General features: G+C 61.7%; 11 protein-coding genes. 3 read left to right on the forward strand and 8 right to left on the reverse strand.

All coding sequences use genetic code 11. The features are described 5' to 3' along the window. Positions 1 to 72 precede the first annotated feature (72 nt). Positions 73 to 1,173, reverse strand: a complete 1,101-nt coding sequence (locus JWR98_RS03610; RefSeq protein ID WP_205489301.1) for a tyrosinase family protein — start codon at positions 1,171 to 1,173, stop codon at positions 73 to 75. Between the two features lie 6 nt (positions 1,174 to 1,179). Here JWR98_RS03610 and JWR98_RS03615 point away from each other — a divergent pair, with 6 nt between their 5' ends. Continuing rightward, entirely contained in the window at positions 1,180 to 1,590 is a 411-nt protein-coding gene (locus tag JWR98_RS03615; protein ID WP_256858179.1) for a GspH/FimT family pseudopilin, read from the forward strand. Further along, complete coding sequence (gene gspJ, locus JWR98_RS03620; RefSeq protein ID WP_205489302.1) at positions 1,587 to 2,192, forward strand: type II secretion system minor pseudopilin GspJ; 606 nt, start codon at positions 1,587 to 1,589, stop codon at positions 2,190 to 2,192. The genes JWR98_RS03615 and gspJ overlap by 4 nt, the downstream gene beginning before the upstream one ends. A gap of 86 nt (positions 2,193 to 2,278) precedes the next feature. On the opposite strand, the gene JWR98_RS03625 is transcribed toward gspJ, so the two are convergent. Next, positions 2,279 to 3,160 (reverse strand): SDR family NAD(P)-dependent oxidoreductase, encoded by an 882-nt coding sequence (locus JWR98_RS03625; RefSeq protein ID WP_205489303.1) that lies wholly within the window; start codon positions 3,158 to 3,160, stop codon positions 2,279 to 2,281. Next, positions 3,150 to 4,571: a flavin-containing monooxygenase gene (locus tag JWR98_RS03630; RefSeq protein WP_205489304.1), complete on the reverse strand. Its 1,422-nt coding sequence runs from the start codon at positions 4,569 to 4,571 to the stop codon at positions 3,150 to 3,152. The genes JWR98_RS03625 and JWR98_RS03630 overlap by 11 nt, the downstream gene beginning before the upstream one ends. Positions 4,572 to 4,724: 153 nt before the next feature. On the opposite strand from JWR98_RS03630, the gene JWR98_RS03635 reads away from it, so the two are divergent. Beyond that, positions 4,725 to 5,771, forward strand: a complete 1,047-nt coding sequence (locus JWR98_RS03635) for an AraC family transcriptional regulator (RefSeq protein ID WP_205489305.1) — start codon at positions 4,725 to 4,727, stop codon at positions 5,769 to 5,771. A gap of 3 nt (positions 5,772 to 5,774) precedes the next feature. On the opposite strand, the gene JWR98_RS03640 is transcribed toward JWR98_RS03635, so the two are convergent. Genes JWR98_RS03640 through JWR98_RS03660 form a run of 5 tightly spaced genes read right to left on the reverse strand, consistent with a single transcriptional unit; the run spans position 5,775 to position 12,185 of the window. Beyond that, positions 5,775 to 7,748: an SDR family NAD(P)-dependent oxidoreductase gene (locus JWR98_RS03640; protein ID WP_078732580.1), complete on the reverse strand. Its 1,974-nt coding sequence runs from the start codon at positions 7,746 to 7,748 to the stop codon at positions 5,775 to 5,777. A gap of 25 nt (positions 7,749 to 7,773) precedes the next feature. Continuing rightward, on the reverse strand, positions 7,774 to 8,394 hold the full coding sequence (locus JWR98_RS03645; protein WP_078732578.1) for a hypothetical protein: 621 nt from the start codon (positions 8,392 to 8,394) through the stop codon (positions 7,774 to 7,776). A 10-nt stretch (positions 8,395 to 8,404) separates the two neighbouring features. Further along, on the reverse strand, positions 8,405 to 9,886 hold the full coding sequence (locus tag JWR98_RS03650; RefSeq protein ID WP_078732577.1) for an aspartate aminotransferase family protein: 1,482 nt from the start codon (positions 9,884 to 9,886) through the stop codon (positions 8,405 to 8,407). Beyond that, on the reverse strand, positions 9,883 to 10,560 hold the full coding sequence (locus tag JWR98_RS03655; protein ID WP_078732576.1) for a class II aldolase/adducin family protein: 678 nt from the start codon (positions 10,558 to 10,560) through the stop codon (positions 9,883 to 9,885). Before JWR98_RS03655 ends, JWR98_RS03650 begins: the two co-directional genes overlap by 4 nt. Further along, positions 10,557 to 12,185, reverse strand: a complete 1,629-nt coding sequence (locus JWR98_RS03660) for a xylulokinase (protein ID WP_078732574.1) — start codon at positions 12,183 to 12,185, stop codon at positions 10,557 to 10,559. Before JWR98_RS03660 ends, JWR98_RS03655 begins: the two co-directional genes overlap by 4 nt. Position 12,186 lies beyond the last annotated feature (1 nt).

The raw sequence follows: 12,186 nt of genomic DNA on the forward strand, positions 1-12,186 counted from the left end.
CTGGACGGTCAGGCGCAGCGACCGAAGATTGCCTTCGGCCGCCACGCCAGCAGTGGGCGAGTCCGTTATGGATCAGTAGGTTTCCAGCTTGAACGGCGCGTGCGCAGTGGCGGCGTTGCCGGTGCTGAGCAGACCTGCCGTATTTGGCTGCTTCAGGACCGTGTCACGGGTCTGTATTTCCACCTCGATACTGTCTTCGTCAATCGTCGAGTTATCGGCGTTGAGTGGAAGCTTGAAGGTGGCCTTGGCTTCCAGGTGCGTCTGGCAGTTCATGCAACCTTCGACGTGCCAACGGCTGAGTATTGGCCGGGTACCCAGGTACTCGCGATTGCCGTCAACCTTGGCGTAGGCCGAGATCAGGAACGAACCACGGATTTTCGCTCGGTTGATACGGCTGATGCGCAAGGTCTTGCCAGTTGGCTGCGCTACCTCGGCCTTGAACAGCAACTGCTTGGCGGGTTGGGCATAGGCATCCAGGGAACCGACGCCATAGACGTAGCCCAGTTGCTTCTCGATATTGAAGCAATCACGGGTGGTGAAGGGTTTGCCATCGGCCTTGACGAAGGGGTCCAGGGTGGTATCCAGGCTCAGGATGGCGTTCGGGTCCAGGCCGGCGCCGCCCGCAGGAGGCTGCACACCGTCGGGCTTATAGTAAGTGGCGCCGGGATCCTTGGGGTCGATGCTGAATTCATCGGTGGCCCCTTGTCGGCGCTGCCACGTCCAGAACACATAGTCGATAAAGCAGTGGTGGAAGAAGAAAATCGGGTCCAGGCCGGCGGTTTCATTCTCGCCCATATCGCCATTGGCCCCGGGGATCGCTGAACTGTCGCCCTGCCCCGGGTAGTCGAAACCGCCGACTGCCAAGTGCATGAAGTTGTGCGGTTCCTCCAGCGGTACATTGTGGTGGCCCTCCGGGTCCGCGTCGTTCTTCGCGCCGGCGGAGGTTGTATTGGAGAACAGCGTGTAGTTCGGAGAGTCGAGGCAGGCTTCGAAGCGACTGAACACCTCGCCGCGCCACTTGCCACCGATCTTGATCTGGCCGCTCAGCCAGGTACTGACGTTATCGTTGAGGTAGGTGATGTTCTTCGCCGGGTCCTGGAACTGCGCGTTGTGCGCCGCCGTGGCTACGCGGTCCGGTTCAGTGCCCAGGAACCCGGACAGCGGATAGCGCACCGTCTCATAGCCTTCGGGCTTGCTGTAGATAATCGGAGTGTCCTTGACCTCATCGGTAATGGCTTGCAGTTACTGCGCAAGGACGCCAACCAAGTGGCCCAACGGCTGCAAATCGCCCAGGCCGAAGCCCGTGCCGACGGCCGCCCAATCACCTGGCAGGCAAACAATAAAGGGTTTCACTTCAGTCGTCGCAGCGAATCAGGCCACGGCTGGGATCATTTTGTGAACGACCCGCAACTGCGTCCTCGGGCCTGGGAAACCCCGTCAATGAGCGTGCGCGTAACCCCCAGGCAACGAGTGGTAGTGAATGCCGAATGGTTCGCCTCCCCTCTCCAGTTGCGGCTCTCGGATGGCCAGCACCAACTCACAGTTCAACTCACCGCGACCGGGCAAGTTCGCGTGGCGAACGAACCATGAAAACAGACCAGCACGGTTTTACGCTGATAGAGGTCATGGTGGCGATCATGCTGATGGCCATTGTCAGCCTTATCGCTTGGCGCGGCCTCGACAGCGTGAGCCGGGCCGACAGCCATCTGCAGAGCAGTACGGAACAGACCCAGGCGTTATTGCGCACATTGAACCAGTTGGAACGCGACCTGGCCCTGCGCGCGAGTATCGAACTGCGCACCCCAGGCTTGACCGAGGATGAGCAGCCCGACGACCTCCCGGCAGTCAGCGTTCGCAGCTCCGACAATCATGATTTTCAACTGGACGTCATCCGTAGCGCAGCACCTCCAGAGATCGGTTTGCAACGCGTACGCTGGTGGTTGGACGGCGACACCTTGTACCGCGCCACATCAGCGGCCAGTGACCGATACCCCTTACCTGCGCCCAAAAAAGCAGCGGCTGCGTTGTCCGGCATCAGTGACCTGCAGGTACGCTTCTGGGAAGCCGGCAAAGGCTGGCGTCAGCTCGCCGGCAACCGCAAGAACGACCCTCTTGGCCTGGAGATCAAGCTGACCCGCCAGACGCCGCAAGGGGAAGAGCGTTATCGGCAAGTAGTGGGCCCCTTGCAATAAAGTCAGTCCAGTGCTCAGCGCTGGACTCTGGGCTTGGGGATACTGGCCGGAGGCTGATGCAAAGTCAGTGCGTCTGCAAGGCACAATCAGTTCTCCGGCAACTTCAGGCGCCAGCCGTGCCCCTCGCGGGTTATCAAGCCCCGCTGCTCAAGGGAAACCAGGTAGTTGCGATGGCCGGTTTCGCTTTTGCGCTGAAACAGCGGCAACACCCGGGGCAAGATACCGGGAGCCAGCATCACCAGGCGTGCCGTCCAGGATTCGCTCGGTCTTACGAACATCTCCAAGCGAGGTTTATCCAGCGCCTTGAGCACGGTTTGAGCCACGTCCTCGGGCATTTGCGGTGGGTCCAGGAACTGCATTTTGTTACCGTCCTCAATCGCCTCACGCATCAGCATCGGCGTTTCGGTGGCCGATGGGTTGACGATGGTGAACGTGACGCCGAGCCGTTTACCATCCAGCCCCAGGCACAGCATCGCTCCGCGCAGACCGAACTTCGACGCCGAATAAATACAGGTTTCCGGCATTGGGAATAACCCACCCACCGACACGATGGAAATCACCCGACCGTCAACAGCCTGTTGCAGCAACCCGAGGAGCGCCTGAGTCAGCGCGATCGGCACCAGCATGTTGAGCTGCACTTCATGGCTGATCGATTGCATTGAGCGGACTTCGAACGGCGTGTTGCTGAGTATCCCGGCGTTATTGACCAGCAGGTCCAGGCGCCCAAACTCATCATGCACATGGTTGATCAGCCCTTCCAGCGCCGTGGCGTCCGTCAGGTCGGCCTGGTAAGTCAGTGCCATCGGTCCAAGGGCTCTGCTTGCCTGTGCCAGGCGATCAGGGTCGATGTCCACCAGCAGACACTTGATACCGCGCCCGATCAGCGCGGCGGCAATCGCACGGCCCAATCCACCCGCGCCGCCAGTGATCAGCGCAACCCAGCCCGTAAACATCCGATTACTCGCCATGGACGCTGACCTCCTGCAATACCGGCGCCGGCTGGGGTGTCGTCATTGCCTGACGAGAGGACTGCTTCAGGGCATCGTAGGTATGCTCGCCCAAGGCTGGCCAGTTCAGGTCGGCGCGCAGCTTTTCCAGGTAGGCAAGGAAGGCGCGCGCGTCCAGATACACCGCATGGCGGTCCGACTTGACGAATTGAATACCGCCGCTCAGGTCAGGCTCATCGCGTTGGATCAGTTGTTCGAACTGCAAGGCCGTCGCCGAGCCTTCAAGCTGCGCACGGAAATACGCGGCCAGGGTCAGCGCCTGGGTATCGAAGGTTTTGAACGCGCTGGAGTTCTGGTCCAGGTATCCAATGGCGCAGAGGTTGCGGTGGGTGCGGCTGAACATCGACAGGTACATCAGCGGCGCCCGTTCTTCCACTCGAAAAACTGACGTCGCGCAATCGGCCCCCCACTGGTAGCCCGTCGCGCACAGCACCAGGTCGACCTGCTCGCGAGTACCATCCTCAAAGACCACGCTGTCGCCTTCAAAGCGGTCAATGTTTTTGCGCACGGAAATATTGCCGTGCTGCAGATGGTGCAGCAGTTGCGAATTGATGATCGGGTGGGTTTCGAACAACGCGTGATCCGGCTTCGGCAGCCCCCAGCGTGTCAAGTCGCCGACCAACAAGCGCAACAGCCCTTTGAACACCGGCCGCGCCAACCACAACGGCAAATGCGGGCCTTCGTTGAACTTGTCGACCGGCATGCCGAACACATGCTTGGGAATGAAATAATAGCCGCGACGCATGCTGATAAAGGCCTGGTCGGCATGGATCGCCGCCTCGCAGGAAATATCCGCGCCTGAATTGCCGGCACCGACCACCAGCACGCGTTTGCCTTGGAACTCACGCCCGGATTTAAACGTGTTGGAGTGACGGATTTCGCCGTTGAACTCACCCCGGAATGACGGCAGGTTCGGTTTCCAGTTGGTACCGGTGGCCAATATCACCCAGCGATAGCGTTTTACAACACCGTCGCTGAGCGTCACCCGCCAGCGGTTTTCAGGGTCTTTTTCGATCAGGCTGACCGAGGTATTGAATTGAATCGCCTCGCGCAAGCCGAAGGCGTCGGCGAAACTCCTGAGGTAGTGAGCGATTTGACGGTGTGAGGGGTAGTCCGGGTAATCCCGGGGCATGGGAAAACCGACGAAGCCGGACAAGTCACGAGAAGAGATGAAGTGCGCCGACTCGTACATCGGTGTACCACTGTTATTGATGTCCCAGATGCCACCCACTTGCGCGTGCCGCTCGAACTGATCGTAGGCGATGTTTTGCGCTTTCAGGGCGCGCGCCGCACTTAAACCACCCGCCCCCGAACCGATGATACAAACGCTGTCGCCCTGATCGATCACAGAGGTATTCCCGAGCGCACTCATGGCTAATTCCTTCCTTTATTGTTAGATAGGCTTTGAACCTGGAATTTAAAGCACGCATCATCCAGGAACGGGACTTTGGCGGTCAGGAAGGGTTCTTTACCGGACAAATTAGCGCCCCGATACCCGCCTGTTCACAAGCCACGAGTCCTGCCCATGTTCGAGACAGCCGGTGACGCCCACGATTGGACCCAGCACCCACAGCACAACGAAGCCGTGGTGGTGCCCAACGTTGCACGCGCCTTGCTCAGCCTGGTCAGTGAAAGCGGGCTGTCCACCGAGCGCCTCTGCCGCGGGCTGGGCTTCGGCTATGAGGAACTGCTGGACTTGGACATGCGCTTGTCCTACCGCCAGACCCGCACGTTGATCACCCGCGCACAGCGGGCCATGGGCGATCCGGCGCTGGGGTTATCGACGGGGATACGGCAGACGCCGGTGTCATGGGGCTTTGCAGGGCTGGCGATGCTGACCTGCAAGACCCTCGGCGAAGCGATGAGCTACGGGCTGGAGCATCAGGGTGACACCGGGGCCTTGATGGAGCATCAAGCCAGCCGGCAGAAAGAGGCGTTGATCATTGAGGTCAAACCCAAAGTGTTTGACCTGGACATCGAGCCGTTTCTGGTGGAAGAGGCGTTTTCCAGCGCCGTGGCCATTGTGCGGCGGCTGGTGGGCCAGGGCTTCACGCCACTGCGCGTCGAACTGGCCTATTCACGCCCGGCCTATGCGGATACCTACAGCCGGGTATTTCGCTGCCCCATCAAGTTCAAGGCCGGCAAAAACCGCTTGATCAGCCAGGCTCACTGGCTGACCACGCGCTTGCCCGATTATGACGACATCACCTGTGCGCCTCTGCGCGCCAAACTCGACAAATTGCTCAACCGTGGCGTGAGTTTCGATGCGCTGATCGAAACGCTACGCAGCCATATTCGCACCCACCTGGACGATCCGCAGGCACTGCAGGCGTTTGCCAGCCAGATGAACATGAGTGAACGCACCTTGCGCCGCCGTCTGACAGCCTCCGGGGTTTCCTATAGCGAATTGCTCGACCAGATCCGCCACGAACGCGCCCGCGACTTGCTGAGCAATACCGCCATGACCCTGGCGCAAGTTGCCCATACCCTCGGCTACAGCGACGCCCGCGTGCTGCGGCGGGCGTTCAAGCGGTGGACCGGCACCTTGCCCAGCGAACAGCGCCGGCGTTGAGGGTCAACCCGGTTTATTCAGTGACATGCGTGCCTCACATTGCGCACCCGCCACCTGCGCGCTCGGCAGTTCCTTGCGCAACACCCACAATGTGAGCGACTTGGGCATGACTCTGGCCAGGCGGATCACCCACCTCATCGGCCAGGGAAACAAGTAGTCCCAGCGCTGACTGCGCATGGCATACAACATATGGTCGACGGCTGCCGCTTCGGAAATTTCCAGCGGTGCCGGCATGCCATCGTTCGCCGTTTGCGCGGTGGCGACAAACCCTGGGTAGAGCGATAGAAAGCGAATGCCACGGCCGCCAAACTCGATACGGCAGGTATCGATCAGCAAGCGCAGTGCGCCCTTGGCTGCGCTGTAGGGCCCTTGCAAGGTCACGCCGAGGAAACCCGCGAGGGAGTTGGTGTGCACCACAAACCCATGGCCCTGGCGACTCATCTGTTCCAGGGCCGGGAACAAGTAGTTGACCACCACATCGTAGTTCGAGCGCATGTACGCGGTGACGTCGGCGGCTTTCATTTCGCGCATATCCAACGCGGGCGCGCCGCCGGCATTGAGCACGATCACATCGAGCCGGCCATAGTGCTCGACGATTTCATCCACGAGGCCGGCGGCGGCCTGTACATTCAGGGCATCCACCGCCGAAACCCGGCATTGTCCCCCCTGAAGCGTGATTTCCAGTTGCAGGTCGCTCAGCAATTCCTTGCGTCGGGCCGTGGCCACCACACAGGCGCCCTCCTGCGCCAGACGCACCGCCAGCCCACGGCCCATGCCGGAGGACGCGCCCACCACCAACACCACTTTGCCCGCGAAACTGACGCGCTTGCTCGCCGGGCATCGGCGAAGCAAACCAACCAAGGTCAGGGCAATCAGCGAGAACACGGCGCTGACCAGCAACACGTACTGAGCGTTCTCCCCCACCACCCACTGCGACGCCATCAAAGGCCCGAAGGCGCACCCCAACAGTTGCATTCCCGGCACCAGCGCCGCGACGCGTCCCGAAGGATCAAGCTGCAGTGCGATACGGACCTGGAACGGCGTCAGCATCAGCCAGACCAGGCCAAACGCGCCGCACAACGCGAGAAATAGCCGAACGCCCATATCGGCGGACAAATACATGCCCAGGGCAATGCCGCCCAACAACACCGCGGCGACGGCCAACAATCCGAAATCCGAGACGCGACGCACCAGCACAATCCCCAGGCACCCGCCCAGGACCTGCATCAGCAATGTGCCGGAGACGAGCAGTTGTGCGTTTTGTGCATCCAGCCCCACGTATTTGCTCAGCGGCTCAAGGTAGGCCCACAACCCACCGATGGCGCTGAGTTGCATGAAGGCCAGCCCCAGCAGCAACACATGGTTGAGGCCCCATGAAAAACCCGCATCCGCGTTGCACTGTGCTTGCTGACTGGCCAGCCGGGTGGGCTGCCACCGAACCAACACCAGGGACGCCGCCGTCAGTGCCCCCAGGAACACGAAGCCAAAAGACGAGGTGCGCTGAAGCGGCAATACCCAGTACGCCAGCACCGCCGCCACCAGCGCCTGGCCGAGGGTTTGCACCACCATGAACACACCGGCGACGCGATCAGGCGCCGGCCCCTGGATGATCAAGTTGACGGTGCCCCATAGCAGCAGGCCTTCGGCCAACCCGGCCAACGACCGCGTCAATGCCAGCGCGCCATCCCCGGTGGTATTGGCCGTGACCAGATCCATGCCCGATGCCGCCAGAATGGCGACGACCGTGATCACGCGCAGGCTGAACACCGAACGCAATAAATCCCCCAGGACCACTCCCAAACCCAACGAAAGGATTTCGCCCATCGCGACCAGACCGACACCCTCGAGTGACAGACGGTTTTGCTCCAGCAATTCCCCCAGCAGCAAGGGTTGCAGCCCCACCATCAGCACAGCGATCGAGCCCAGCGCCAAAGCGGCGCTCAGGTGTTTACGGGAAACAGCGGACGACATGTGCATGGCGTTACACCTCTTGAAGGGTCTTTTAGTAACCACGGTTTTCCGGCGGAATTTCGCCTCTGGCAAAGCACTGCGTCGCGCGTTTCTCGTCTTTCATCAAACGACTGTTGGCCACCCGCACCACCCACCAGGGCAGCAGCGTCATCCTGACCCCGGACGCCTTGGCAAGGGTGAAGGCCTTGGCGCACTTTTCAAACAGCTGCGCATTCATCGCCATTCGCGCACCGGTGGTGCCCAGGACCGCGGGCACGCCCTTGATCAACAGTGCGTTGCCACCGCGCTGCAAGCCCGTGGCAATGTCCTGGATCGAAGCCACCGGCACGCCCATATGACCAATATGCCGCGCCTGCTCATCGAACAGAATAGGCATGACCCCGCCAAAGTCCGCAAGGCTGTTGGCGAAGTCGCCCCCACCCAGCAGAATGGCGCCGACGTCCGAGCGGGCATGGTAGACCACATGGTGGGTCTGGCTGTCCCCCATGGCATGCACCGGCCAGTCGATGCGGGTGGGGACCAGGTCAGTCAACTGCCCCCACCACATGCTTTCCTTGCCTGGAATACGCAAGGAGACGCTGCCCCCCGCCTGCACCAGGCCGATGAGTCGTTGGCGCAGTTCCAGCCATTGTTGTCGCAGTACATCCTGCATCGTGCTCTCCTCACACCAGTTGGAAAACGGCGTCGAATCGCTCGAGCGCGTCGTCGATGACGTCATCGGTATCGGCCAGGCTGGTGTAGATCCGACTGCCGGCCAGCGTGATCAAGCCGTGCGCGGTGTACGCGGCGCCCATCTCTTCCATCATGTGCTTGCGTGACTTGGCCTCATTGCGCGCGCGCAGCAGCTTGAGCGGGTTGCTGGTGTCGAGCAACAGCACGCCGGAGGTCTGCAAATGCACGATCGAACCCATGTTATAGGCCACATATGGCAAGCCACGGCGATTGATGATTTCTTCCAGCCCTTTGCGCATGCGGTCGCCGGCACGCCCCGCCAGCGCCGGTGCATTCAGTTTGCGCGCCTCGAGCAGCGCGTAGTAGCCCGCCACGCAGGACAACGGGTTGGCTGACAGCGTACCGCCGACAAACGCCCGCCGCGCCGAAGTGCCGATGCCACCGGCGAGCAACTGCATGACATCCCTGCGCCCGCCGATCGCACCCGCCATGGGGTAGCCCCCGGTCAGGCACTTGCCCAGCACGGTGATGTCCGGCATCACATTGAAATACGCTTGTGCACCGCCCAGACCGGCACGGAAACCGGTGACCACTTCGTCGAAAATCAGCAGCGTATCGAACTCGTCGCACAGCTTGCGCAACTGGCGGTTGAAATCCGGATGCACCGGACGCGTGCCGCTTTCCGGGCCGAAGGGTTCCACCATGATCGCCGCCGTGCCGCCGCGCAGGCGATTGATCTGCAAGCGCCGCCGCAACGCGTCCAGGTTATTCGGCGGGCTCTCCTGGGTGTGAGCCGTGGCGCCACGCGGAATGCCGACGGCCTCCATGCGACCGGTGCCCGGCAAGCGCATGCCGTAGACCAACTGGTCACTCCAGCCGTGATACGCCCCACCGATCTTGATCACCCATTTCTTGCGGGTATAGGCACGTGCCAGACGCACCGCCGCCATGACCGCCTCGGTACCCGAGCCCAGCAGACGCACCATGTCGACGCCGGGCATCAGTTCGCAGACCAATTGCGCCAGCTTCACCTCGTATTCATGCAACAGGCCGGTGACCGGGCCGCAGTCGTCGAGGATGCGATTGACCTGCTCACGAATCGCCGGGTGGTTGGAGCCCAGCAAGGTCGGCCCGCCGGCCTGGAGAAAATCGATATAACGGTTGCCGTCCACATCGGTCAGGTGCGCGCCCTTGGCCTGGGCGATGGCCAGCGGGAATGGGTGGTTGAATGCCAGGTTGTGCTGCACGCCACCGGGTATGTATTTTTTCGCCTCCTCGGAGAGTCGCCGCGATCCCTGGCAGCGTTCGTCGAAGTAACCCATGACCTTGTTCAGCGCGTCGCGCTTCAAGGGTCGAATCGGTTGTTTGACCAGCGCATCGAAACGCCGATACAGCGAATCGACATCCGGCCATTGGGAAACCGCAGAGTCTGTTACCGCAGGCAGTGTGATGGGATCAAGAGGCTTGTTCATGATGGGGTCTCGGAAGAAAAGTGAGCGTCGGCTGCGCTGGACCGCGCCAGCGCAGCGACCAGGCGTGCCACGGCGGCGGGTGACTGTGATTGGGTGCGGGACTGTTCGTTGATGTGACGCAGCAGGTAGTCACGGCAGAACGTTTCCAGATCCTCGAGGCGCGCCAGGGTCGTCTCGATATCCGGGCCACAGCACAGCACACCGTGGTTGCGCATCAGGTAGGCGTTGTAGTCCCAGCGAATGGTGCGGCCGAACTTGCCGGCCAACCAGTTGGAGCCGGAGGGCGCGTACCCCACCATGGGAATATGTTTGCCCAGGGAGTCCCACAGCTTGGGGTCCGGGACATCCAGCGGTTCCCCGAGCAAGGTGCAGGCGCTGGCGACGGGTTGATGGGTATGGATGCTGCACTGCACATCCGGGCGGGCGCGCAGGATCTTTGCATGCAAACCGCTTTCAACCGTAGGCGCGCGGTCACCGGAGAGTTGCGCCAAGTCCTTGAGGCGCAGCACACAGACGTCCTCGGGGCGCATCGTGAAATAGTCGGTGGCCGACGGCGTGACCGCAATGTGCTGCGCATCGATGCGCAAAGCGAGGTTACCGCCCGTTGCCGCAAAAAAGCCGCGGTGACACAGGTGCTGTGATAGCTCAACGATTTGTCGTTGGACATGACTCATGAGGCAGTCTCCTGCATGGGGTTCAGGCGCCGATAAAGCGGTGCGAGGCGTTTACGCACTTCCTGGAACGTGGCGAATTGATCGTCATACAGCGCACGACTGGCACGGGACGGTTCAAACAGACGATGCGGGCGTTTGAGGCTCGACAGGTCGTGAAACTGCAGCTTGCCCAGCGCCACCGCGGCAATGAACGCGGCGCCACGGGCGTTGGTCTGGATCGCGTTCTGCGGTTGCTGGATCACGCGTCCGCAAACGTCGGCCATGATCTGGCACCACACGTCGGATTGGGCGCCGCCACCGGTGGCCACGATCACGTCGCTGGACCGGCCGAGAAAGCGCGAGAACGGCTCGAACATCCAGCGTGTATTGAGCGCGACCCCTTCCATGAAGGCGCGAATGATGTCCTCGCGTGAGTGCTCCAGCTTCAGGTTGAACAAACCGGCACGCAGGCTGGGATCACTGATCGGCGAGCGCTCGCCGCACAGCCAGGGGGTGTAGATCAATCCCCTCGACCCCGGCGGCACCCGCGCGGCGATGCGGTCGAGCAAGGCGTAGACATCCGGCTGCTGTTCATCGCTGAGCAATTCATCCGGGTGGTACAACACTTTGTCGCGCAGGAACGAAAGGTTCGCGCCGGCCGCCGACTGCATCGCCATCGCCAGGTAGCGGCCGTTGACGGCACTGGGCACCGCCGCAATGTGATGACGCACGCTGGTTTTCTTGAACGGAACGTGCGCGCCCACCCACGATGAAGTGCCCAGGTAAAGGTGCGGGGCAAAATCGCTGACGGAGGCGCCGACCGCCACCGCCGAGGTGTCCACGGCGCCCGCCACTACCTGTGTGCCGCGCGCCAGCCCGAGGGTGTCGGCAAGCTCCGGGCGCAGCGTGCCGATCACATCCGTGGAGCTGACAAGATCGGGCAATTTGCCAGCCTCGATCCCCAGCGCCCTGACCAGTCCATCGTCGTAGCGGATACGATGAGGGTCACGGTTATCGGTGATCCAGGCGGTCAGCATCGAGTCGTTGGTGGCGCAATAGCGACCCGACAGGCGCAGGTTCATGTAGTCGAGTACGTTGAGGAACTTGTGGGTTCGCTCGTAACGCTGCGGCTCATGATCGAGGATGTAGGCCATGTGCCCGGCCGAATCCATGCCGGACAAAGAAGCCACGCCACCGGTCAGGCGCAGTGAGCGCCAGAGTTTGAGCGGCCCGTACCCGGCCAGGCTGAATCGCCCGCCGCCCATGCGTTTTTTAACCGCACCGGCGCCGCGTTTATCCAGCCACAACATCGCGCGTCCAATGGCAATGCCGTCTCGATCCACGCACACCGTGCCTTCGCTCTGTGTCGAACAACACACCGCGATCACCTGGCGACGCCTGACCGGGTCAGCGCTCAACAGTTCGTTGGCGCCGCGCAGGAAGGCATCCCACCAGTCCTGCGGCTCCTGCTCGACACTCAACCCGCTCACATGCAGCGGCACGCTGTGAAACGCCCATGCGCGAATATCGCCTTCCAGTGAAACCAGAGCGCACTTGCAACCGGAGGTGCCGAGGTCCACCGCGAGAACGAGTTGCTCCAGACCGGTGGCCGCCTGAGGCGTCCGGGATAAGAAAAGCGAAGTCATA

The sequence above is a fragment of the Pseudomonas lactucae genome (assembly GCF_016937615.1).
GTDB lineage: Bacteria > Pseudomonadota > Gammaproteobacteria > Pseudomonadales > Pseudomonadaceae > Aquipseudomonas > Aquipseudomonas lactucae.